The 24,343-nt window shown below is 62.5% G+C and carries 23 protein-coding genes; all 23 read right to left on the bottom strand.

What is annotated here, in order from left to right; translation table 11 throughout:
* Nucleotides 1-36 precede the first annotated feature (36 nt).
* Nucleotides 37-972: a patatin-like phospholipase family protein gene (locus K9F62_10270; GenBank protein ID UJX43185.1), complete on the bottom strand. Its 936-nt coding sequence runs from the start codon at nt 970-972 to the stop codon at nt 37-39.
* Nucleotides 972-1,559, bottom strand: coding sequence for a hypothetical protein (locus tag K9F62_10275; protein ID UJX43030.1), 588 nt, complete (start codon nt 1,557-1,559; stop codon nt 972-974). Before K9F62_10275 ends, K9F62_10270 begins: the two co-directional genes overlap by 1 nt.
* A complete protein-coding gene (locus tag K9F62_10280; GenBank protein UJX43031.1) occupies nt 1,559-3,889 on the bottom strand; it encodes a hypothetical protein in 2,331 nt (776 codons plus the stop codon). Before K9F62_10280 ends, K9F62_10275 begins: the two co-directional genes overlap by 1 nt.
* Entirely contained in the window at nt 3,889-4,794 is a 906-nt protein-coding gene (locus K9F62_10285) for a hypothetical protein (GenBank protein ID UJX43032.1), read from the bottom strand. Before K9F62_10285 ends, K9F62_10280 begins: the two co-directional genes overlap by 1 nt.
* Entirely contained in the window at nt 4,791-10,922 is a 6,132-nt protein-coding gene (locus K9F62_10290; GenBank protein ID UJX43033.1) for a tape measure protein, read from the bottom strand. Before K9F62_10290 ends, K9F62_10285 begins: the two co-directional genes overlap by 4 nt.
* A 9-nt stretch (nt 10,923-10,931) precedes the next feature.
* Nucleotides 10,932-11,069 (bottom strand): hypothetical protein, encoded by a 138-nt coding sequence (locus K9F62_10295; GenBank protein UJX43034.1) that lies wholly within the window; start codon nt 11,067-11,069, stop codon nt 10,932-10,934.
* Nucleotides 11,070-11,197: 128 nt separating this feature from the next.
* Entirely contained in the window at nt 11,198-11,713 is a 516-nt protein-coding gene (locus K9F62_10300) for a hypothetical protein (protein ID UJX43035.1), read from the bottom strand.
* A 34-nt stretch (nt 11,714-11,747) separates the two neighbouring features.
* The gene (locus K9F62_10305) at nt 11,748-12,908 is read right to left on the bottom strand and encodes a hypothetical protein (GenBank protein ID UJX43036.1); all 1,161 of its coding nucleotides are present in this window, start codon (nt 12,906-12,908) and stop codon (nt 11,748-11,750) included.
* Between the two features lie 6 nt (nt 12,909-12,914).
* A complete protein-coding gene (locus tag K9F62_10310; GenBank protein UJX43037.1) occupies nt 12,915-13,382 on the bottom strand; it encodes a DUF1834 family protein in 468 nt (155 codons plus the stop codon).
* A 1-nt stretch (nt 13,383) separates the two neighbouring features.
* On the bottom strand, nt 13,384-13,869 hold the full coding sequence (locus K9F62_10315; protein ID UJX43038.1) for a phage virion morphogenesis protein: 486 nt from the start codon (nt 13,867-13,869) through the stop codon (nt 13,384-13,386).
* Between the two features lie 2 nt (nt 13,870-13,871).
* Nucleotides 13,872-14,300, bottom strand: a complete 429-nt coding sequence (locus K9F62_10320; GenBank protein ID UJX43039.1) for a DUF1320 domain-containing protein — start codon at nt 14,298-14,300, stop codon at nt 13,872-13,874.
* Between the two features lie 12 nt (nt 14,301-14,312).
* Entirely contained in the window at nt 14,313-14,555 is a 243-nt protein-coding gene (locus K9F62_10325; protein ID UJX43040.1) for a hypothetical protein, read from the bottom strand.
* Between the two features lie 24 nt (nt 14,556-14,579).
* Nucleotides 14,580-15,473 carry a Mu-like prophage major head subunit gpT family protein gene (locus tag K9F62_10330; protein UJX43041.1) on the bottom strand — a complete coding sequence of 298 codons (894 nt, stop codon included), beginning with the start codon at nt 15,471-15,473 and terminating at the stop codon, nt 14,580-14,582.
* Nucleotides 15,474-15,500: 27 nt separating this feature from the next.
* Nucleotides 15,501-15,908: a hypothetical protein gene (locus K9F62_10335; protein UJX43042.1), complete on the bottom strand. Its 408-nt coding sequence runs from the start codon at nt 15,906-15,908 to the stop codon at nt 15,501-15,503.
* Between the two features lie 3 nt (nt 15,909-15,911).
* Complete coding sequence (locus K9F62_10340; protein ID UJX43043.1) at nt 15,912-16,973, bottom strand: phage protease; 1,062 nt, start codon at nt 16,971-16,973, stop codon at nt 15,912-15,914.
* A gap of 434 nt (nt 16,974-17,407) precedes the next feature.
* Nucleotides 17,408-18,751: a minor capsid protein gene (locus tag K9F62_10345; GenBank protein UJX43044.1), complete on the bottom strand. Its 1,344-nt coding sequence runs from the start codon at nt 18,749-18,751 to the stop codon at nt 17,408-17,410.
* A complete protein-coding gene (locus tag K9F62_10350) occupies nt 18,738-20,336 on the bottom strand; it encodes a DUF935 domain-containing protein (protein ID UJX43045.1) in 1,599 nt (532 codons plus the stop codon). The genes K9F62_10345 and K9F62_10350 overlap by 14 nt, the downstream gene beginning before the upstream one ends.
* Nucleotides 20,336-21,949, bottom strand: coding sequence for a hypothetical protein (locus K9F62_10355; GenBank protein ID UJX43046.1), 1,614 nt, complete (start codon nt 21,947-21,949; stop codon nt 20,336-20,338). Before K9F62_10355 ends, K9F62_10350 begins: the two co-directional genes overlap by 1 nt.
* The gene (locus tag K9F62_10360; protein ID UJX43047.1) at nt 21,946-22,473 is read right to left on the bottom strand and encodes a DUF3486 family protein; all 528 of its coding nucleotides are present in this window, start codon (nt 22,471-22,473) and stop codon (nt 21,946-21,948) included. Before K9F62_10360 ends, K9F62_10355 begins: the two co-directional genes overlap by 4 nt.
* Nucleotides 22,474-22,504: 31 nt before the next feature.
* Nucleotides 22,505-22,792, bottom strand: a complete 288-nt coding sequence (locus K9F62_10365; protein UJX43186.1) for an ArsR family transcriptional regulator — start codon at nt 22,790-22,792, stop codon at nt 22,505-22,507.
* Nucleotides 22,793-22,797: 5 nt separating this feature from the next.
* The gene (locus tag K9F62_10370) at nt 22,798-23,124 is read right to left on the bottom strand and encodes a DUF2730 domain-containing protein (GenBank protein UJX43048.1); all 327 of its coding nucleotides are present in this window, start codon (nt 23,122-23,124) and stop codon (nt 22,798-22,800) included.
* 24 nt (nt 23,125-23,148) lie between these two features.
* Nucleotides 23,149-23,526 carry a TraR/DksA C4-type zinc finger protein gene (locus tag K9F62_10375; GenBank protein UJX43049.1) on the bottom strand — a complete coding sequence of 126 codons (378 nt, stop codon included), beginning with the start codon at nt 23,524-23,526 and terminating at the stop codon, nt 23,149-23,151.
* 273 nt (nt 23,527-23,799) lie between these two features.
* Nucleotides 23,800-24,249, bottom strand: coding sequence for a transglycosylase SLT domain-containing protein (locus tag K9F62_10380; protein ID UJX43187.1), 450 nt, complete (start codon nt 24,247-24,249; stop codon nt 23,800-23,802).
* Nucleotides 24,250-24,343: the final 94 nt, after the last annotated feature.

Below are 24,343 nucleotides of genomic sequence, written 5' to 3' on the forward strand. Positions count from 1 at the left end.
CAGTGGGACGGCCGTAATCCGTCCCGCCTGCTCCACTTATGCCGCCCGCCGCGTCACCATCTCGCAAATACGATCCAGCTCCGCGTCCTGGTCGGCGATCAGCCCCCGGGCCACAGCTTCGAGGGTCTCGATCGCTGCGGGGCTGGCGTCATCCATGGCCATGTCCTCGGCCAGGGCTGGCTGGAGCCGGATAAACCGATCCCGGCCGAGCATGGTCTGGCACTGGTGGGCGGCGATGTCGCTTTGGCCGTCGAACATGCACGCCAGCAGCGGCCGCAACCACTTTGCCGCGCCCCAGCGGCGCGCCCTATTATAAAGATAGGGGGCGCTGATCTGGCCGGTGCCGAGCGAGACCATGGCCACGCTGTCGAGCGCGCCGGTTTTGACCGCCTGGGTAAGGGCGCACATCGTGGGATTGTTGGCGAATAAACCGCCATCCACGGCCGTGACGACGTCCCCGGCCAGAGAGGTGATGCGCGCCGGGGGGAAATACGTCGGCGCGGCGCTGGTCGCCCGGCAGACGTCGCGCACGTAAAAATCGCGGCGCGGATCGGTCGCCGCCTTGGCAGACTTGAACAGGGTCGAGGTGCGGGCCTCGATGTCGTAGGCCGGGACCAGGAGCGAGGGACCGCAATCCGACAATCGGCGATCACCGAACACCCCGGCCAAGGCCGACTCTATGCCCGCCGCGCCATACTGCGGTCCCCACAGGCCCCACCCCGTCACCAACCTATGCAGCCACGACCGGCTGAATATCTGTGCGCCGCGCTGGCGGTAGAGGTCCGCGATCTGCCGGGCTGGGATACCAACGGCTGCGCCGCTGACGATGATGCCGCCCGTGGATGTGCCGGACATCGACTCGAAGAGGCTTCCGGCGAGCCGCCCGGTCCGGGCCTCAATTTCGGCTAGGACCATTGCCGGGATCAGGCCGAGGATGCCGCCGCCATCAATGGAGAGGATCAGATATCGGATCATGCCGCACCCCCGGTGAAATCGACAACGATAGCCTCGACCTTGGCCGGCGTAGTCGCCATCGACACTTGATCCTCCAGAGCCTGCCGCTTCCCGATGATCGGGCCAGCCACAGCGGACCAGTCCGCCGCATTTTGCCGGATGCGCCGGGCCAGTTCGGCGACGCGCGCATCCTGGGTATCGCCGAGGCTCGGACGCATAGCCGCCATCTGACGGATCAGCGGCGCGGACGCGGCGGCATCGCTCTCCAATGCCGTGGCCTCTGTCACCTGCTGCGGCCAGGATTGCACCTCGCGTTCCGGGTAGGATGCCGCCAAGGGATTCAGCGCCGCGTCGCACGCGGCGCGGATCGCGGCGAGTTTGGCGGCAATGGCCTCGGTCAGCGTCGGCGGCGTCACGATCTCCAGCTGTCGCCCCATGGCCAGGGCCGCGCGGATGTCGGATCGGTAGTCGTCGGCATGGGCTTCCAGGTAGGCCTGGACGTCGGCGACGCCATCCAAAGCACCGACCGTCCAGACGTAGGTGGTGCCGTCGAGGTTAATATTGATAGAGGCAACGCCAGCGCTGATGTCTCGAAGTGTTACCATTAGATTTCTACCCCTCCATATTTCAGCGAAAAATACATAGTGTTAGTGCCAGACGAGCTAAATCCAACGAATATTTGTCCATCAGCATTGACAGGTATTGCCCCGTTAGCAAAATTGTATGCGGAAGACCCAGCATTTACTATAACACCATAGTCTGCATTATTTATTCCGTTAACCGCTTCCCCGCTAGGGCCAGTTGAGTTTACAATGGCAACGCGATTAGATAGGGTTGCAGTGGCAGAGCCATTATCGTCAGCAACGAAAGTGATGATAACTGACTTTATTCCTCGAGGGAGTCTGCAATTAGAATCAACAGCGATAGAATGTGCCGTAAATGCTTGAGCAGTTTTTCCTGCCCATGTGTATTTAGTGGATTGTATGGACGGGAATCGAATTATTTCTCCTGTCCTGCCCACAAAGCTCCCCTCATCCAGTAGGTTCCCCCGCTGCAATTGGGGCTGGCTAAAGACCGCCTCTGCATCCGTTCCGCTGTCCGCAACCGCCTGGAACGACGTTATGCCAGCGGCTGGTGTGCGTGTGACCTGGAGATAGTGGTACAGTCCATCACCCGGGTGGTACTCCGACCAGCTCTCGCCCGCGCTGTCGATGATCCCTATCCTGGCCTTATTGGCGACCGAGGAATGGACCCATACGCCGATGACCACAGGGCCGGCCCCAGCGTAGCGGCGGCAAAACTCGGGCGTCGCCACACGCTGGCCATCACTCCAGTACACCTTGCCGCCGTAGACGCGCAGGGCGTAGTAGGAGCCGGCGTGGACATTGTTGGCCTCGCGCCAGCATTTGCTCGTGAGGTCTTTGTTCCAAAGGTCGAGTGCCTTTGTGTTGTAGTCGACGCATCCGACCGTGACCTCTGTTATGGTGATCGAATCGAACAAAGCTGTTTGAGAGGCAGTGCTGCCCATAAGATTAATGTATATCGGGACAGATGGTGCTTCGAATATCCCAGAAAAGAAAGTCCAAGACGAAAGAGAAGACCAACTACCCGTATTAAATCCAATTATTGTGTTGTCAACACCTGCTGACGTCCCAACTCCTAAAGCAGGATTACAGCTTCCGTTTTTTAGCCAAGCTGAAATACGATATAATTTTCCTTCTGTTAACCAGCTAATCTGTTGATACACAGCTCCACTAAGAACTTGTGATAATTGGCCACAATTTCCATTTATGCCACCACTAACAGCTGAAATAGTAGCTCCATTATGGCCAGACCACCCTGTCGTGTCGTTGTTGAATGTTCCATTACTGACGAGGTTCGGCCCCATGTCATATACAGAAATGGAATCAATATAGCTGTATTGACCGATTGTTGATGAATTTACAAAACAGTTTAAATATAAGGTCGTAGCCGTAGCCTCAAAGACTGCTACAGATTGCGAAAATGAAGTAGTTACTCCTTGATAAGTATTTACGACATCAAAACTTGATGCGGTTGTGCCAATGCACATTGAGCCTGCTATTCCTGTTCCATTTTTACGACTAACAGCAACCTTATAAACATGACCTATACTCAACCCAACAAGAGGATAACTTGCGCTGCCGGCGGAAGCAGTAGTATTTGTTATTTTTAAACACGCCTCGCCACTATTGTACGTGCTCGTATCTCTTGTAAGGACAGAGTTAACACCAACCCATCCGCTCGTGTCAGTTTCAAATTCACCATTTTCCACAACATTTATGCTGGAGTAGGCGCTCTCCAGTGTCCCGTTGCTCCACACGCCAAAGCCGGCGTTGGTGATGTGCGTCGGCTCGGAACTGCCAGCCGGGGCATCATCCCAGACCGGCAAGCCGCCGACCACCCGCAGAACCTTCCCCTCTGAACCGATCCCCAGCCGTTGCGGGGCTCCGGCCTCGGGGTAGTAGACGAGGTCGCCGGCCGCCGTGCCGATGCCGACAGGGATGCCGCCCGCCAGGGCCTGCTGGGCGGCATCCACGGCCTCATCCCGAGCCGCAAACGTCACATCCCTTGCCGCCTCCGAGCCGGCCTGGGCCTCGCCGGCCAGAACCGCCGATGCGGCGGCTTCATCCGCCTTGGCCGTGGCCGTGGCTGCGGCGGCCGTGGCAGTGTCGGCCGCGCCGGTTGCGGTTGTCGCCGCATCGGTGACCGTGGCGATACCTTCGGAAGCGGTGGACGCCGCCACGTTGACCTCGGCGGCTACCGTGTTGACCTGCCACCTCCATATTTCCAGCTGGGTGGCCATCTGGATCAGGCCGGCGAAAAAGGCCATGCAACGCGTGCGAAATCCGCTTCCTTCGGTTGGGGATGCGGGGAGCGCCGTTATCTCCTGAGTGACTTGTGTAGGCTCGGCCATTATTTAACCCCCGTTATCTTGTACGAGACCTCTTGCATGGTTGCCGTCTTGATCGTCGGCTCATAAGTACGCAACAACCCATAGGCTATCATAATATCGCTGAGGCCATCGGCGTGTACCTCATTGGCGCAGAAAAAAGCTGTTGGCGTGGCGCGCAACGAACGGGCAACACGCAACGCCGCGCGCAGTTGGGATGTCTCTATTTGTAGGTCACCCTCCGACCCTACAGCATAAGCGCCTTGAGAAACATATATACCGCCAAATGTATTTGTATCAAAAATTGAGTAGTCCGTTGCTGGAATCGTCGGTTCCCATTGCGCATTGCCTAAAAATTTTGACTCACCGGGTATGATCTTGCCGACATCTGTTCCATCACTCCCGCGCAACGTGATTGTCACGATGGCTGCTGTCATCATGGGTATATTTATCCATACGACGTCATTATACTCCCTCGACGCATAGATAAATTCCTCAATGTTTTGCGGGTCACTTAGCAGTAAATCAATTGTTTCTGAGTAAACAACATCGCCAGCAGTGTTTTTGACTTCGATATCTACGGCCTCGGCAACAAGCCCGAACATGGCAATCGCATCGCAGTAGCTGACCGCGAGCACGTAGGTCTGATCTCCATCGGCATGGGACGTCGTATTGATGTAGGGATCAAATGCCCGCCATCGGAGGGTGTAGCCGCTGGCCGACCACCAGGGGGTGGTGCCAGAGAGGCTGGATGGTGGGGAGTGGCCAGCGTTGCTAGCCAGCAGCGACGTGTAAATCTGATGCGCCACCACGCAGGTTTCGCCGACGCCATAGACCGTGTCGGCATCATAGGCGGGGGCGTCATCCTCGGGGATGCTGGAGGAGACCAGCACATTGTCGTCGACGACCAAGGGCAGGAGGGTTTTCACGAGGCGACCTCCACCTTGCCGTCCACCGTTACCGTGCCCTTGACGCCGACTTGCAGGCTGCCAGTGACCGCCCAATCATCCTGGCGGGCATCCATCGAGGACAATTTACGGGTCTTGATGCGGTTCCACTGGCCGGATTCGGCGCGGAACTGATCGACCTTGTCCGCCAGCCTATCCATCCGGGCGATGAGCACCGAGACCAGCTCGCCGTTGCCACGGCCGAACGCGATTTCCTCGAACGCCTCGTTCTGGCTGGGCGTCAGCACGCGCTCGGCGTCGTTGGCGCGCACCAGCGTGTTGTCGCCCCAGGCGCTGTCCGAGACGATGACGCCGCCGGCGTCGAAACCATAGGTCGATTTGAGCGCCTGCCATTGGCTGTAGGCGGACATGGCCTGGCTGTAGAGCGACATGACGTCGGACGGGAGCGCGGCGACGGATGGCCATGTGGCCTGGGAGGACGTGACCCATTGGGACAACGCACCCGACCAGTCGACATACCCGGTGCCGGCCCCGTAATTGGTGAGGTACCACCCGACATAGGCGGCCGACGTCATGCCGCCGGAGCCGCTCAGGATCGCATCGGCAGCGCGCATGGAGTTGGTGCCGCCGTCCCAATAATCCGAGGACAGCAAGTTGCCGACGCCGCCGGACCAGCCCACGGCCGTGGTGGCCATCTGCGCCACCAAAGAGCCATACTTGCTCCCCTGGAACGCAGCCACGGCCTGCGCCCACAGCGTGTCGTACTGGGTCTTGCGTTGCGCGACCTCGGCCTGCTTGATGGCCAGTTCGGCCTTGGCAATCTGGTCATCGGTCACGGTCTGGGCGATGTCGGACAGGCCGGACGTGCCCGACGATGCGCCCGAGGCCAGGGACGACAACGTGCTGGTCACATAGTCGCGGGCGGAGGCGTAGACCGACTCGTCGGCCGTGCTGCTTTTGACCGCGTCCAGATAGCTGGTGGCATAGGTGCCGATGGAGCCCATGGCATCGGTGTCGCCGGACGCCGCCTTGGCCAGCTGCTCATTGTAATAGGCCAGGGCGTTGTCAGCGACCACATTGGCCGAGTCTGTCGTGTAATCCTCGCCGGTGCGGATTTTGTAAATCGTGTCGTGGATGTCGTTGACCATCGAATCCACGGCTGAGGCAATGCTTTGCAGGGATTCAATGATCTGGTCAGCAAGATCGGTTTCTCCGGCCTTGTACCTCACAAATAGGGCCTGCAACTCCTGCATGGCTGTCTGGGTAGAGCCGTTCAACGTGTCCATCAAATCCGACTGCGACTTATACAGGTCTTGCAGATCGGATTTCATGCTGTCGAGCGTGTCACTCCAATACTTAGCCAACTCGTCAATCTGGACCTGCATGAGGTCAGCGAGCAGGCTATCGTCGACGCCATCCTCGTAAGCCTGGGTCAGCTCGTCGGCAAAACCGGCGACCTTTTGCAGCGCCTCGGCCTCGGCGTCATAGCCGGCCAACGTCGCCTTGCGCGCCTCCAGGTCCCGCTGCATGGCCTCGGTCGCCTGGGTGATGGCGTCGCCGGAATCCCGGATTTGGGCGATCAACTCCGCCCATTGGGCCTTCTGGAGTGTCTGGAAAAGGGCTTCCTCGGCCGATCCCACGCTCCAATTGTAGGTTTTGGCGAGGTCGGCCAGCTCGGCCGCGTTCTCGGCCATCTGAATGGCGATGAGCGAGGAGTTGTCGTCGATGGCCGTGGCGTAGCGTTTTTGGGCGTCGCGCAGCTCCTTGGCGTAGTCCTCGGCGTGCTGGGCGATCTTGGCCGCGTATTCCAGGGCCTGCACCTCGGCGAGGCGGGCGAGATAGGCCGCGTCGTACCCGGCGGCGCGGGCGGCCGTCAGCTCCTGCTCGGCGCTGGCCAGGGTCTCGGTCAGGTCGGCCTGATAATCGAGCCCCTGTGCCTTGAGCGCCCGGACATCCAGAGCCTGATAGGCCTGATGGACGGTCGTCGCCCACGAGTCCAGGGCGTCGGAGATGGTGTTGAGGGCGTTTACCCAGCCGGCGGCATCAGCCCACTTCTCGAAATCGTCGACCGACAGCGCCCCGTGCATGGCCGCGTCGAACCGCTGCCAGAAATTGTCGATGGTGACGCCGGACGCCCCCAGCTCCTGGAGGGACTGGTTGGCCTTGTCGGTGTAGTAGGACGCTTGCTCCTGGTAGGCCTCGACGCTGTTCAGCACGTTTTTGACGAGGTTCTGCATCAACGTCTGGAAAGCATCCTCGCCACCGACGGCGTCTTCCAACTGGCTGGCGTAGTCGGCCTGGAGTATTTTGGAGAGCTGCTGATCCGTGACCGCCAGCGCCGCCGAACCATCGTTGGCGTTGGCCGCCAGCTCGGCCAGCTGGTCGGACGTGGCCCCCATGGCGCTGGCCATGGAGAGGATAGCCTGCGATGTGCCCTCGGCGGTCTCGGTATTGATTTGCCGGATCGAGGCGATGTCGTCGGCCGTGATGCCGGCCAGGGTCTCCAGGTCGTAGCCGTAGGCCTCGGTATAGCCGCCGACCAGCTGGTAGGCGTCGGCGAGGCGTGAAAACTCGTCGACGTAGACCTCGTATCGCTCGGCAACGGCGTCGAACGCGCCCCTCAACCCCGAATTGTCCAACGCTTGAAACGCCATCACGTTGGACGTGTTGCGGATATAGCTATCCATCTGCCCGTCCGTGATGGTCATCTCGGGCATGGTCAGCCCGGCCAGCAGGTCGCCGGTCGTGATCCCGAGCACCTTGCCGAAATCATGGAGATTCTCGGCCGCTTCCTTGAGCGCGTCATTGACCGCCTTGGCGACATCGGGGTCGACCATGCCGGTGTCGACCGAAAAATTGGAGGTGGACGTGCCGCCCATGGCCGATTGCGTGGTGGTCTTGTAGAAATCCACGCCGCTCATGTTGAGCGTGCCGGCGTTGATGGCGATCTTGTAGCCGGAGCCGGTTTTCTCGGTTTTTTCGCTGGAGCTAAACAGGCTGGTCACCAGCCCGGCCACGGCACCGACGGCCCCAACCACGCCCAAAGTCGAGGAGAGGACGGAAGAGAGCGACGAGGCTGTGCTGGCAGCCGACGAAAAGGAGCTAGCGAAGGATTCACCGGTCGACCACATATCCGAGCCGGCGTTCCAAACGTCGCCGTACTGCGACAGTTCTTTCCCGATGGATTTCCCGATGTCCGGAGCATCGCCGATGACAACGCCTATGTCCGAAGTGGTCGAGGCCAGGGAATCCGCAAAACTGCCCCCCGTAGCTTTGCCAATGTAATCGCCAAGGCTCTTTAAGCCCGACAACCCGCTGGAGATGCTGCCGGAAGAGCCGCTACCGGCCGATCCCGTCAGGTTGGACAGACTGATTCCGCTTCCGGTCGAGCTGGAGCTGGACGACGAGCCGAACAGACTCCCGATGTCGAGTCGCCCCACGAAATCGTTGAGCCAGCGCCGGAGCATCTCCTCGATCATAGACGCAAAGATGCTGATAGCGCGGGATTTCAGGCTCTGAAATAAGCTCTCGATGCTGGTGGTGCCATCGCCAAAACCGCGCACCATATCGCCGACGCCGCTGACAATGCTATCCACCACATTGTTTGTGGCATCGACGATCGATTGGGCGGTCTGCTCCCAGGCGGCCTGGGCCTGGGTCGCGGCGGATTTGTAGGTCCCGTAGGTGAGCGCCCATTTCGCGGACAGCACTTCGGCGAAGCTGCTCGCATACTGTTCCTGCTTTTCGAGCAGTGCCTTGTTATAGGCGTCCCACTGCTGGGCCTCGTAAATTTTATAGGCCCGCTCGTCCGTTGCATTTTGCTTGACGATGGCAAGGTGCTGTTCGATGCGCTGCTTCTCGGCGTCGAAATATTCGCTGGAGACCCCGGCGAGGTCTTCGTATGCCTGTTTTCTGGCCTCAAGCTCCTTCAAAGCCATGACCTGTTGCAGCTCGCCAAGCTGCTTCGTCTTTTCCGCCTCGTCCTGAAGGGCGTTAATCCGCTTCTTTTGGTCCGCCTCCCAGGTCTGGGCCGTGGTCATGGAGGAGGCATAGAGGGCGTTCGGGTCGCCCGACAGCCGCCCCAGCTCGCCCAGCATATTGGCCGCGTCCTGCATGGATTTCTTCCAAGCGTCAGCCTCGGCGATCTTCTTTGCGACGGCCCGGTTCTTTTCGAGTTGCTCCAGGGCGGCACGCGCGGCCTCGGTGGAGCCCTTGGCCCCGATCATCGACCTGCTTATGCTTGCCGCGGCCGAATTGTACTGCCGGTCAATCGCTGCCAGCTTCGCACTCAGCGGGTCACCTTCAAGCTGCGCGACGAGCTGGGCATACTGATCCTGGGCCTGTATGAGGTAGGCGGACGCCTGCTCGCCGTACCGCTCGGCGGCAACGGCAGCGTTGGCTTCCGCCTTGCTCCCTTTCGTCAGGGACTTCTGGTAGTCGCCTTGCGCAATGGTCAACCCATCATAGAGCTTGGCTCTGTCCTGGAGGGCTTTTTCCAGGCCGGTTCCTTGCAAATTCCCGCTCGAAATATCTTTGTTGACCTGCGCTATTTTCGGGACAATGTCGGACCATGCCTTTTGCAACTTGGACAGAGCAGAGAGAGGCACGCCGGACATGAGCTTGGAAGAGTCATAGGACGGGGCAAGTCCCATCATCTTGTTAAACTCATCCTGCGAATAGCTCTTCAGGCTCGACTTTTGCCCGTTCTTAGCGATGTCCTCTATCTCACCCAATAGCGTAGTAAGCTCTTTCTGCTGCGCTGTATCCTGGCCCTTGGACTGGACAGCGTCACCTACCCCCGCCCAAAAATCCTTAACCATCATCACCGTTTTCAAGCCCGGGATAAAACGCGCAATCGCTTCGGCGGCCTTCATGACCTTTCCGGCGGATATCCCGGCCTCGTCGCCAACTTTCTTGATCTCAGCCGCCGCGCCTGCGGCATATCCCTTGATGCCCAGCAGGTAGAGGTTGACGCTTTCCTTGTTTTCACTGAGCAGGCTGTTCGTGCTGCGGATCGCTCCCGCCAACTCTTCGCTAAACGCCGTGTAAACCATGTCCTTGTACTCGGCGACGGCGTTCTTGAGGCGCTCCATTTCGGCGGCGGCGCTGGTGGCCGCTTCGGCCGCGCCGGCCCCATAGGCTTGGTGCATGGCCTCGGCCAGCTTCGGCAGGAGGTCCACGGCCAACACCTGCCCCTGTTCCAACATCTTGCCCAACTCGGAGGTGGTAACGCCCATGGCCTGGGCAGCCAGGTTAAATGCACCCGGAAGGCGTTCACCCAGCTGGCCCCGCAGCTCCTCGGCCTGGACCGTGCCCTTGGACATCATCTGTTGGAGGGATAAAAGCGCACCGCTCGTCTGGTCAGAGGTCAAATGGAGCGCCCGGGACGCCTCGGCCACGGCGGAAAATATCTTTTCTGTCTCCTGGCCTTCCAGCGCCGTGCCCTTGGAGGCGTTCTTGAGCTGGGCATAGGCTTGGCCGGTCGATAGCAACTCCAACCCCAGACGCTTGGCCTCGCTGCTCACAAACGCGAAATCGGCGGCGGCGGTCGCGGAATCGCCGCTGGCAGTCTTCAGGGAGTTGCGCAGGGCATCGAACTGCATACCCACGGCCATGATGTCGGCGGCCATATCGGCCAGCCCACGAACAGACAGGTACGACACGATCGCTGTGCCGGCCGTCCTGGCCAGGGCCTCTAGATTGCCCAATTCTGCACCGAACTGCTGCGCCTGGCGCACCTGGGCCTTGAGGCTGTCCACCTCCTTGACCCGGGATAGTTCGCGGCGCAGGTCGGCAACCCTGGATTTTGTGGCCGTCAGGGCGGCTTCCAGGTCGCGTCCGGACGTCGCCCCGGAGCTTGCCAGCTTCTTGTATGCGGCGACGGTCTCGGCGATATCGGCCCGGATGGCATTCCCGGACCGCATGCCGAGCTTTTGATAAGCGGCTTCGAGAGTGTCGGCCGTGACCTTGCCCTGGCTGGCCAGCTCCTTGGTCTTGGCCATGGTCGAGGACAGGGCCGCGTCGGCTTCTTTGCCCGCACGCGTAACCGTAGCCCCCAAGCCGTCCATGGCGTCGACGATCTTTCCGACGCCCTGGACGGCCTGCTCTGGGGGCAGATCAATTATGATGCGGACCCTGTTCTCAGCCACGTTGCCGCCCTAAAACAGCCTTGGTTTTTTGCTTTGGATGTAGGTTTCGAGCGCGCCCAAATCCTCCCACAGATCGAGCGGCAAACTGTCCGCCGCGAACGGGTAGCCGGCCAGCCGCAGCTGGCGCAGTCGCAGCAGCCGCAGCACATAGGGCGAGGGGCGGGAGCGATACAGCTCGCAACGCTTGCAGAAGACTGCCAGCCAGCTTCCCTTTTCGCGCTTGCATTTCTCCCGTCCCCCGTCGCAGTGTTCCAGCGTGCGCTTGATGGCCGCGATTAAGGGTTTACGGCTGGCGTGGCCTCCGTCGCGCCCGAGGTCGAGACGGCCGGGGACGCGGCAGCGGCGTCGCCTTCGCTATCGTCAAAGGCGAAATCCGGGTCTCCCAGGTCTTCGATGACCACGTCGATGCCGTCCTGTTCCTCGTTCTTCTTGCTGGCGACCGACGCGAACATCTTCTGGCCGACGGCGCGCAGGATGTCCGGCATCTGCTTGATCATCATCGGCTTCCAGTCCTTGTAGTAGGCGGGATCGCTTTCGTCCGAGGAGATGACCGAGCCATGGACCGTGTGATCGCCCTTGCGGAAACCATTGGTGATTTCGGCGGCCAGCATGGTCTGCTTTTTGAAGGTCTTCGCGGTGATGACGATCTTGCGGCCCTTGCGCTCGGCTGCGTTGCTCCAGGCCAGACGCTGGGCATCGGTCGGGATGTCGCAGTAGAATTCCATTTCGGTGTCGGACAGGGTGTCGTAAACCTCGACGACGTTGCGGTCGGGGAATGCTTCGCGGGGCATTTGTCGCTCCTTGCTTTGGTTTGGCGGTTATTGGTTAGAAGTAGCAGAGGTACATTTCATCATCGCCAGTGCGCCCCTTGCAGGGGAGGTAACTCTCGGCGTAGGTGGCGATCCCTTCCCGCGCGCCATATTTCAGGTCCGAGCGCTGGGCCGCGCCGACATAAAACGCCGCGCGGTTGCCGGGGGCGGTGCCCAAATAGCCGCTGATGGCGGACTTGGTGCCGCTTTTCCAGAGGTTCCACGGGTTGTAGGTGGCGAGCTTATCCACTTCGGGGTCCAGCGACCCCGACGGATCGCGGCCGGAGATGTACAGGCCGATCAGGCCCTCGCTTGCGTTGATGTCATTGCGCTTGCTGACCTTGGCTCCCAGGTCCAATTTCAGGGCCGTACAGACCGGAGTGTACGAGCCGATCTTGACGCCCATCCCCATGGCCTGGACGCCGACCAGTTCGGTCAACGTCGGGGCCGGCAGCACCGAATCCACCGGGTCGGCCCACAAGCCGGACAACTTGAAGTCGATGAGGGCGATTTTCCCCACCTCGGCCGTCAGCGACCACGTGCCGACGATGCCCACCAGCTTGTGCAGGATGGAATCCTTCCAGAAGTAGGTCGTATCCGACTTCTGGGCCGAGGGACCGGCCGTCACGGGCTGGTACAGCAAGGCCTTGGTCACGTCGGTCACATTGCCCGTGACGGCGGATTCGCCGCCGGTAATGACCTCGGGGGCTTCAAACGTGCCGGTGGTGGGGATGACCACGAGGATGGTGTCGCGTTCGAGGTACTCGATGACCCCGGTGGCGGCGGACGTGCCGCCGGTGACGACCTCCCCGGCCTGGAACGCGGCGGCCTCGTTGAGTGTCAGGCGCACCGCATCCCGGCGCTGCATGCCGGAACAGCGCAGCAAACAGTCGTAATCCGGCGGCAGCGGCGTGATGCCGTCCACGTCCATGCCGCCGCCCCGCATCTCGACCTGGAGGGACAGGTCCAGATACTTGGCCCCGATAATGGAGCCGGTCTTGCTGTACGTGGTGCTGATGGTATCGCGGTCGGTCTTGTCCGCATTGGGGGTCACCTCCGCCCCCTTGTTGATGAGGATGCCGTTGGCGGCCGGGGTCGGCCCGGCATCCAAGGCGTAGGTTTCCTCCAGTTTGGACAGGACGGCCGAGACGTCGGCACGTTGGGTTTCGACGGGCATGGTGGTTTACTCCATGGATACGAGGTAAACGGTTTCGATGACATAGCGGGCCGAGTAAACGCTCAGGCCCCGGCCCTGGATTTCGGACTGTTGGCCGACGCGGATACAGGGGAACACATCGCCGGCCGCGATCACCTTTTTGCCTTCCAGAAGGTCGGCCACGGCCTTGAGCAGCGCGTAGCTGCCCGAGGTGGTGGCGTCCCCCCGGCGCGCCAGGGCTTGATCGCCGCCGTGACGGGCGCAGGCAAAAATGACGAACTCCATATATTCCGCCCGGCGTGGGCCACGATCTTCAAACGACGAGCCGGTGTAGTGGACCAGCACGGCCGGCCACTGCTGTATGGCTCCCTCGAATTTTTCGAGGTCCATCTCGCCATTGTACGGTTCGATGGCGCGCACGCCGTGGGTCTCGGCCAGGGGCGTGAGCTTGGCCAGGATGCCGTCCTCGATCTCGGTGATGGTGCGGTCCGCCATGCTACGCAGCCTCCGCCAAGTACTGGTTGATGATGTCGATGCACGTCCGCAGATAGGCGTCCGGCAAAGGCGACTGCGGCAGGTACGGCCGGGCCGGGATGGTCACCCGGTGGCTGCGACCGGCTTGACCGCCGAACTGATGGATCGCGGCATAGGCGGCGCTGTTGCCCCAGCCGGCCCCGATCTCCACGGACGTGGGGCCGGGCTTGTAGTTCAGGGAGCCAAAGAGGCCGCGTTCTCCCTGCACCCGTAGAATTGCCCCCGGCCACTTGCCGCGCTTCTGCCGGGCCAGGATGGTGGACGCGGCAAGGGGCTTCCAGGGCGTGCCGTCCGGGGCCTGCTGCCGCGTGAACCCGATACGGGCGAGATTGAGCAGCCGGTTGCCGATATCGTCCATGACGTCCTGCATATTGCCGAGCCGGGAGGCCAGGGTGGCCAGGGCGGTGCGCAGGGCCGCGTCAACGATGCGGATCGTGAAGCCGGCCATGGTCAAAACCCCTTGAGTGCGTCGCCGGTCATGATGCGGATCGGCGCGTCGATCAGCACGGCCTCGCCCTCGGTGGGAGCCGGCGCTTCGACGCCGGCCGCCTGCAAGGTGATGCGCCCGGCCGCCAAGTCCTTGAGCTGGGCCAGGGCCGTGTCATTGTCTTCTTTGACCTTCGGGGGGGCTTCGTCGCGGTAGAGCAGGTACAGGGCGATGGCCGCCTGCCAGCCGTCGACCATGTCCGGCGTCGAGGCAAACGGCACGGCATAGCCAGCGGATCGCGCATACCCGTGGATCGCGGCGGCCGCGTCGGCCAGTGCCTTGTCGAGAACCGCGTCGACGATGCCCCCGGTCGCGGGCACGGCGCGGTCGGTCAGCTGGATCAGCTTGCGCTCGCCGTAGCGGTCGATCATGCCGGCTTTATCAACGTACATCGCCCTGCCTCCTTACTTGCCGGTCTTGGGCGACTTTTCGCCCTTGTCGTCCTTGCCGCCGTCGGGGTCGCCGTTGGCCGGGGCGGCGTCGGGCAGCTCCAGCTCCTGCACGACGAGATTCCGCTCGGCCTTGAGCGCCGCGAGCTGCTCGGCGGTAAAGGTGTCGGCCGGATGGTCCGTGGGCACGTCCGGGTGGGACATGCCCGCCCGGCGGAACCCCTGAATCTTGGATGTGATACGGATGACTTTCGGCATGGGATTCTCCTCTTCTGCCAGTGATTACGCGAGGTACGGCACGGGCAGCACGTCGGCCGTCCCGAACCATTCGTTGGTGGCTCCGGCTGCGTTGTATTCGTTCTTCAGGAGCTTCCGCGCCGGGCCTTCCAGACTGGGGGGGACTACGAGCAGGTTGGGCATGATGCCGAGCGGTTTGCCGTCCTCGCCCTTGAAACTCTGCATGGCCGCGCGGGCGGCGGAATAGTTGTCGGCATCCAGGGTTTGCTTGGAGCCGTAGGCCATCTGCCAGAAGCCGAAGCCGACGTTGACGCGGGCGTCCACGCCATAAAGATACTCGCCGCGCATGAACACGTTTTCATCGGTTTCGCGGTCGAGGCGGACCAAGTTGTAGTCCTTGCGCTTCTGAAAGATCAGCGGCTTGACCGGCCGGGTCGTATCCAGCAGATACCACGCCGTATCCGTTCCGCCGCCGAAGTTGGAGACGCTGACGGTGGCACCGTTGATCTCGACCGGGTGATCGGTGTCGAAAAAGTACTGGCCGTCGTAACAGGCCGTGGCGAACCCGGCCGCGAGCAGCTCGAAGACCAGGGTGTCGGGATGACGCGCGGCCGCGTCGCCGAGCATGGTGAATCGCGGTCCGTAGATGCCGTAGGTGTCGTCTTCGATGGCCTCGCGTTTGATGCCGATGGTCTTCTCAAACGGCTTGTTGCGGATCGCGTAGTCATGCAGGGCGAGTGCCTTGACCACACGGTCGCCGAGCCATTCCCGCAGGCCGCCGATATCGGCCAGCCAGGGATAATGCTCCTCGGCCGTGGTCGAGGGCGAGAGCATGGCCACCCTTTGCCAAAACGATGGTGCGGCCGCAAAAGCGGTCTGGAACAGGAGGCGGTAGCCGGCGAACAGCGTCGACAGCGCGGCGGCGTTGATGACATCCATTGTTTCAATCTCCTTTCTGGGGCCGGGTTAGAACTCGACCCAGACGCCGTTGATGGCGTCCACGTCTCGGATGATGCCGATCGCCGATCGGGTGCCGGTGCCGTCGTTGGAGGCCACGGTCTGGTCGTCCACGGCGTAGGCCGATCCGCCGACATGGGCGCGGGTGACGGTATCGGTGCCGTCGTTGTCGAACGCGAAGACGCCTCGCTCGACTTCGACAAACGCCGCGCCATCAGCCCCGGTGGCGTTGGAAACGGCCCCTGTCGCGCGGCCGAGTCCCTTTTTCCCGGTGGCCGTGGTGGCCGGCTCGGCGTAGCCGGTCGCGTTCAACACGGCCAAGGCCCCGACGAAAAAAACCGCTCCGGCGGCCACGGGATGCACAACGATCTTGCCCTTGCGCCTCGGCGTGTTGCGATCCTTGGTTAAAGCGGCCATCGCTTACACTCCCTCCTTTTTCAGACTCTTCTTGAACGCCTCGGGATCGAGGCCGAGACGCGAACACACGGCCAGATCGATCTCGCCGAGCTGCCCATCGGCGGCCGGCGGCTGGCCGTGCGGACCTTCCTGGCCGGGCTTGACGATGGACGGCGCAACCGCCGCGAAAGCCTTGAATCCTTCGAGGTCCTTGGACGCGTAGGCCAACGCCCAATCCTTGTTGCCGGGCGTGACCTTGCCGGCCTTCATGGCCGCTTCCACTGCCTCAACGGCCTTGTCTTTGGCCTGGCTGTTTTCCAGGGCCGCAAGGCGCGAGGCCACGGCTTGCAGCTCGGACACGGGAGCCCACTTGGTGGGATCGGGGCTGGCGTCCGGCTGGCCCCGCTTGGCGAGGACGTCCCTGGCGCAGGCGGCCAGCTGGGCCGGCTTGACCGGATCGGACATCCCCATGGCCTTGGCGGTTTCCTCGACGGCGGCCAGGACGTCGGCCAGGGCCTTGTCGGCTTCATAGGCCATGGCGGTTTCGGGGAGCCCCAGGCGTTTGGCCATGGCGGCGAGGCTTTTGGCCTCCCCCTGGGCGCACGTGACGATCCCTTCGGCCGTCGTGTCGGGCTTGAGCCCATACGCGGCAGCCAGGGCGGCAATGACCTGTTCGAGGGTCATTTCTCCTCCGTTGGGGTTATGGAGCCTGCTGGCCAGGGCCTGCATCTCCAGTTCAGGGGTATTGGTAAGGGCCGCGTGCTCAATGCGCAGGACGCGACCATCCACGTCGAACCAGAAAACAGGCGAAAGGTATCGATATTCTCGGGCAGCGATGCAGGCCTCCGCCGTCGGCGTCCATTCCACGCGAGCCCAAATACCGTCGTCCCGCACCGCAAATTCTTTGAACCAGCCTGCGGCCGGCGCGGGGCGGCCGTTGTCGCGGCTCCAAAGGATTTGGTGGTCGTAGTCGATGGGCAGGTCCGCACCCGAAGCGGCGGCCAAAGTGGCGTCGATGACACTCTGTGGGTCATTCAGTTGAAATGGCCCGATCCCACTCCGGCCGGCGAATGAACCGGCGGGCATGACCTGGACCCATTCAGGAGCCTCGCCGGCATTGCCGGCGGCCAACGGGAGGGAGTTTACAGCGCGTCGCAACATGGCCCGGACCCTAGCGGGCCGGGCGGCAGGATGCAGGGCGGACAACTGTCCGACCCAAACGGGTTCTCAACGGAGGGGATGCGTGGGAGGAAAACGAGGTTGCGATCCGGGTAACCCCATTGGACGGCCAGAGGCAACCCCGGACATACCCCGCAAACGCGTCAGACCATGTTTACTAGGCGATTTACTGGTTTTTACGGCCGTCGCCCTGGCTTCGCTTGCCCCGGGCCGAAAACGGGCTTATATTGCTCTTGACCTTTTTGACCGCCCTGTTTGGCCGGATAATTCGCTCCCGGCTGAGTTTGCCCCGCCCTGGCAGCGGGAAAGCTCCGGGTGGGGGTGGCGTCCCACCAGGGCGGTTATTTTATTCGCTCGTACAGCCCGGCGTTATCCAAAACGGCCGGGTCGATGATCCGACCGGACCGCACGTCGTTCGTGACGATGCGCACTCTCGCCCCAGCCGCGTCATGCGCCTTGGCGGCATAGTTGACCTGCACCACCAATTTCCCCGCCGACTCCTCGCCGGCATCGATCAGATACAACAGCGCCGGGTTGGCCTTGTCCCAGTAAATCGCCTCCGGCTCCCAGAGGGCGTCCACGGCGCGCGCGATAACCTCGCGGGGCAGGCCGATGCCGCTTGCCCGCTTTGTTTCGCGGTAAATGTGGGCAATACCCGCTTCCGAGAGCGTGATGGCCCCGCTGGACAGCTCGACCGCCTCGCCTCCGGCGCTGGCCCGGCCGGCCGCGAAAAACTCCAAGACCTCATCCGGCAGCGCCCCGACAACCCGACGTTCACCGGTTTTTATGGGCGTCCCGGCGGCCAGGGCATCCAGGCGCGGCTTGATCCAGTCCGCCAGATCGCGCTTGAGCGCCGGCACCACAAACCGGGCGCTGGCGGCCTGGGCGGCGGCCATATCCGGCGAGGTGTCCACGAGCTTACCCATCATGGCCCGGGCCGCGTGGCCGTCGAGCGCCGCCTCGCCCGGGTTGTAGGCAAAGCCCGGATCGATGCCGCGCGGGATCATTTGCGTCTCGCCCGTGCGGTCGTTGGTGTAGAGGGTCAGGTCGTCCTCGGGATCGGGCGACACCTTGTAGCCAAAGGCTTCTAGGTCGTGGGCCGAAAGCTGGATGGTCGAGCACCGGCAGTGCCAGCCATTAGGTGGATAGTGGGTCTTCCACCAAGGGTGATCGACCGGCAGGACGGTCCCATTCCAAGCGCGGTGTTGAGGGCGCGTGACGCCATCCAGAATGGCCGAATAAAGCAGGTAGGGCGCGTACTTCTTGGCCCGTTGTATGCGCGCCCATTCGCCAGCCGCCTGGGACATGCGCATGTTGGTGTCGTAGATGATCTTGAGTCGTCGTGGGCTGCCGAGTTGCACGTCCTTGACCTCGCCGGTCAGCGGGTCCGCTTTTTCCATTTTGCCCCACCATCCTTTCGCTTGCAGGATAGGGGTCAGTTGGGCCGAAAACTGTTTGAGGGTCAAGCCTTGGCTGATGGCCGCGTCGGTCGCGGCCTGGATATCCTTGAGCACGTCGAAGCCGGCCGTTTTCGCCACGGTAAACGCCGTGGCATGCTCGGCCTGCCACATGTCGCGCCAGTCCCAGCTTTCGACCTGGTTAAATCCCTTGGCCTTGAAATAGGCAATGGCTTCCTCGGGCGGGAGCGGCTGGAAACGGATAGAGCCATCGTCATTTGTCGCCACTGTCCGCCCCCGTTTCGCCGCCCAGCCTCGCCATAAACGTCATGCGGGCCAGATGCTCGGTCAAGGGGCCGGCATCCTGGCCGGCCAGGGCCTCGGACAGGCGGCGCTGAAACTCCTCCAGGCTGGTACATTCGGCGAGCAGGCGGCGCACCGGTTCCAGAAGCGGGTCCACCAACTCCTGCCAATCGTCCAGTTCCTCGGCCACGGCCACGTCCACGGCATCCATGGGCCGCTCGGGCGCGGCAGCCTGGGGCGTGGCGGCATTGACGGCCCGGCGCGAGGCGGCAGCCTGCCGGCCCGAGGGCGCATCCCCGGGATCGGGCTGCGCCGGATCGGCGGTAGCTCCCTGGCCGGGGGCGTGGAGCAGCTCCTCATCCGGGGCTGGATCGGGCAGGCCGTATTTGTCGCGGATCGTGGACATCCCGACCTTAAGCCCCAAGGGCACCAGCGTTTTCAAATTCTCGGCCAGGGCCGTCAGGTCCTCTTCATCTTCGCGGCGGATAATGATCCGAGGATAGTACCGGCGCGGGCCGAGATTGAGGTCGACCATCGGCCGCACAAGGTCGCGGTTGAGGGTGGCGGCCAGTTGCCGGGCGTCAGCCGCTTCGATGTCGCGGCGCACCTCTTCGTGGGCATTGGCCGTGCCCACGTGCTGGCCCACATCCGTGGTCCCCGTTTGGCCGAGGACGGCCTTGGAAACCTGCTTGTCCAGGAAGTTCGCCAAGTTCTCGAAAAGCTGGATCGAACCCGAAATCTTGGCCTCGATAAAGTCGATGGACATGGAGGCCGGGATGATGGCCGCCGCGTCCCGGGAGATGGAGCGCACGGCCTGGAGGAGCACCTGCTTGTCCCGTTCGGACGCGCCCGGGCCGTATTTCCCGACGCGCAGGGGCACGCCGAACACCTCGGCGAACTCCACCCAGCTCTTCAAATCGAAGTTTTTGAAGAGGTAACACCAAGCGCTGACCCTGGCCAAACCGCCACGAATGGGCAGGCCGCTCTTGGATTTGTGAACGTGGGAAATGTACTTGTACGGCGAGAGCGGCACGGGCTGGCCACTTTCGGAAAGGAGCATGGGCGTGCGGCCATCCACGCGATCGAACTGGAACCATTTGGGGTCACGCCATTCCAGACGGGCCGGGAACCACTCCCCCCCCGAGGTGTCCCAAATGATTTCCGTCTCACTGAATGCCTTTCCGACCGCATCGAGCACGTCGAAAAGCTCGTCGGCCAGCTCGTCGCGGTTGAGCCAGTCGCGGACCAAGTCCGCCGCTTTGACGTCCTCGGCCGAGTCCGTGGCCGAAGCCACAGTAATGTCCAATCCGGCGACCTGATTCTTCCGCGTACTGAGCACACTGCGGTAATGGGGGTCGCGCTCCTCCATGTCCTCGGCAAGCTCCAGATATTCGGTCGGGTCAAACTCCTCGGCCGCGCGCAGCAGCCGGGCCAGCCGTCCCGGGGTAAGCCCGGCTGCCGGGTGGCCGGACAGCACTTGGCGCACGCCGGTCACAGTCGGTCCGGCTTCCTCTTCCTTCAGCCGTCCCGTGTCCACGGGCCGGCCCAAATGGTCATATAGCGTCGGCATCAGTACGCTCCCCGGCCGAACCGCGCCCGGCCGCAAAATGCGTTGTCGTCGTCCTCACTGTCGTCACCACCGCCCTGGCCAGGGTGGCCGGCGTCACCAAAAGCGGGTGTGTAGCCGTATTCGATTCGCTCCTGGCGCGTGGCGTAATATGCCAGGACGCCAGCCACCGCCGAGTCGCCGTGCCGGTACTGGCCGTCGCTACCCTTGACCCGTGCGCCGGATATCCCGGGTTTCCCCTGGACCAAGACCACCATGCGGTGATCGGCAATAACGTCTTCGTTGGCGTCCAGGCGCACAAGCTCGGACTCCATGGCCTGCCGGTATTTCGGGAACCATTCTGCATACCAGGAAGCCGAGAACATGACGCATTCCACCCGGTCCGGCCCATACTTCTGCAAGGCGGCCTCCGCGTGGCTTTGGCCGTTCCCGCGCGCGTCGAAGGCCGCCTTTTGCATAAGCGGGATGTTGTCCAGGATGTAAAAGGTGATGAGCTGTTGCACGTCGAAAGGGATATTGCGCAGCTCCACGGCAAATACCTGCCGCCAATGTCCCGGCCGGTCCTCTTGCCAGATCCAATCCACGGACAAGTCGCCGGACCGGGCGAAGTCCTGGCTGTAAACTGTGGGTTTATCCGTGTTCAGGGCATCAATGATCGGCTTGAGGTTGTCCGTGATCCACCTGTCGGCTTTTTCAAGTCGCTCGGGATCAACCACAAATTCGGAGGGCTGTTGCCAGCGCAGCCGGGGGATGCCGTCGCTATGGCAGTGCTCCAATAAAAGCCGGGTGAAGAACGCGCCCGATCCACGTTTTGGGATGCAATCAAGCTCCTCGGCCGCATCCTCGGGGGTGGTATAGTCCGCGTAAATCTCTTCCCGGTAGATGGTCTCGGCCTGGGGGCTGTAGTCCTCTCCATTTACTAGACAGACACGCTGGTAAAATCCCTGGCGCAGGGCGTCGTCGAATGTGACCTTATGCAACGAGTACGGCAACTTTTTCGCCCTGACATCCTTGCAAAGCTGGTCAAAGACATTGTCCTCGCCGTCATGGGTGGACACGATATCGATGCGGCCGCCCCACATGCGAAAAGCCAGGGACCCTTTGATGACCTCCTGGAGGTTCTCGTGGAACGCCGCTTCATCTATGCGGGCATGGCCCTGACGGGAGCGCCAGTTATAGGGGCACGAGGAAAGCGCTTCGATTTTGAAGCCGCTGGCGAGCTGAATTTTATAGGTAACGATGCTGCGCTTTTCCTCTTCAAGGATTGTCACGCCGATCTTGCTAGCCGCCTGCTGGTATGCCCGGATAAAAAAAGCGCAATCGCCGATAAACTCGGCGGCCATGGCCATGTTGTAGCCCATGTAAAACTGGTTCATGCCCCCCTTGGCCCGGGCGGCCTCAAGGGCTGCTTCTGCGGCCAGAGCACCCCAGGAAAACCCGATGCGGCGGGATTTCTCACAGATGCGAACCGGGGCTTCATCCCGATGCCAAGCCGCTTGGTACGGTAAGAGGATTTTCGGGACATCGGCCGGGGCAAGATTTTTGGTCGCCCGAGTTCGCTGGATGTCCTCGACGAGTTGGAGGGCTTCCTCCCGTTCGGTCGTGGTCATGCTCACGATGGGTCGACCTCCACCCCGAGGATTTGCGCCCGGATCAACCCCCACTGTTCCGGCGTCAGCCCGGCCTGATCCGCTGCGCCTTGAGCCGCTTCGGCGGCCTTCTCCAGGGCTTCTTTCCTGGCCTGCTCACGAATCTTGATCTCGGTGTCCAGGCCGATTTTGGAGCCCGCGGCCAAGTCCTTGATGGCCTTGGCAAGGCGTGCGGCATCAATGGCATCAATGGCGTCACCGTCGCGCAGCTTGGCGACGCCCGCCTTGAACACCAGCCGATGCACGATTTCGATCAGCACGCGCCCCATATCCCCCTCGGGGACTTCTCCCAGCTCACGCGCGAAAGCCGAGGCGATCTCGCGGCTTTCCCGGATATGCGCGGCGACCTCTTCGAACTCCTGGGAGTACCTGCCGACGGCGGATCGGGAGACCGGCGCACCCAGTTTTTGCAGGTGGGCAACAATCTGATCCAGGGTATGCGCTCCCCCGGCCAGCAGCCGGTCCAGTTCCTTGCGGATCGGCGCGGGCAACGTCTTGATCTTACTCCTGGACGGCATACCGCTACCTCGCCCGGGGGCGCTTGACGCCCGGCACCGTCGCCCGGCCCTCGGCCACATCCTGGCCACGGCCGGTCAGTTGCACCACGGTCACTGGACCGACCTTCTCGACGTTTACGAGTCCCTGTTCGGCGAGCCAGGAACACTCGGTTTCCACGCTATCCCGCGAGCAGCCATGGCCGATCAGGTCCAAGGCATCTTGCAGCACCGACGTATTGAGCTTGTGGTCCAAATCCTCAGCCAACAGACGTAGGATCACCAGTCGGCGATCCTGGGAAAACACTTCCGCCAAACCCATTACTCCCTCCGATCGCGGCGATTACTGCCCAAGTGGTATTCGAGCAGGAGACTAAGCGGGTGTTCCACTCGTTTGAAAACCTCGGCCAGTCCCCGAAGCTCGGCAGCCTGTCCCTTGAAGTCGCCCCGTAGCCCCTCAACCTCCCTGGCCAAGTCGGTAAACGCCGTAGTCGAGGGCAGCCGTCCCATGTCCTCGGCCACTTCCTTGCGACACTGACGACGGCAGGTGGCGCAGGATTCAACCGTGACGAACTTTCCGATCATCAACCACCAGACGCCTAGCATCACCGCCTGGGCCAGAGGGCCGATGATCGGCCAATACTGCAACAGCGTGTTCACGCATCCTCCCCCTTACTTCTCGCTCACTTCCTGGCACCCACGGCACCGCGTGGCCCCAGGCACGGCGGCCAGCCGGGCGGCCGGGATCGGCTCGCCGCATTCGACGCAGACCACCCGGCCATCCTCGACAACCTGCCCACCGGCAGGGGCCGGGCGCGCGGCGGCCGTCAACGCCGCCTCCCTGAAAAGCGCCTCGGCCGCCTGGGCATCATCGCCGATATCCGTCACGCCCGGGGCTCCCTGGCACGGACCTTGGCGATGTCCACGCAGGCCTGCCAGCTGATATAGGCGACTGCCACGCAGGCCACGGCAATCAGCTCCTGGGGCGACAGCCGCTTGTCCAGGGGTATCTGCGCAAGCATCCCCACAAGGGTCACGATGGCGACCCATACCTTCCGGCTTTTCCAGCCGCTTTCGGCCGAGGGCGGCAGGGTTGCCGCCATGTCGTCGAGCAGCTTGAGTTGGTCCTTGTTCACAATGCGCTCACCCGGATGTATGAGCACCTCCGGCCCTGGCGTCCCGGGCGGGGCAGGCGGTACGACACCGCCCTTCATTCCCATTATGCGGGTCACGATTTCCTCGACTTCCGCGTGGGTCAGCCCGCCCATTTGGGACGCGGCCCGGGACAGCGTTTCCTTCTTCATGTCTTCCATGGTCGCCTCCTTATTCCGGCCACTGGCCGCCGGGGATCAGCGCCAGGATTTTGCCCGGGTACGGGCTGTCCAGCTGGTGGCGATTGCCGGGGCCTCCGTTGTAGGCGCGCATGACCGTGGGCCAGCCGCCATCGGCGAGGTATTTGTCCGCCAGCCGGCGCAGGTAGCGGCAGCCCCATTCCAGGCCGACCGCAGGGGTACACAGTTCCCCGAACCAGCCCCGGAAGCCGCAACATCGGGCCGTCTCGCCCATCACCTGCATGAGGCCCCAGGAGGTGGCCCGGCCGATCCGTTCGGTCTCCAAAGAGCAAAACTCCGGACGGAAATCGGGTGTTTCCCCCTTGAGGTAGCGCTCGTAGAATTGCGGCTCGAACCGCATGGCGGCCGGGATGCCGCCGGCCGATTCGTGGGCGACCATGGCCCGGACGAGCATGACCGGCAGCTGGTAGCTGGCGGCCATGGACACAACCAGCTCATCCTGGGTCGGAGCCGAGGCCGGCACGGGAGCCGTGGGCGAGGTGGCCGCCGGAGCGGCCCGCCTCTGTTGCAGCTCA

Source organism: Desulfovibrio sp. JY, assembly GCA_021730285.1.
Taxonomy (GTDB): Bacteria; Desulfobacterota; Desulfovibrionia; order Desulfovibrionales; family Desulfovibrionaceae; genus Solidesulfovibrio.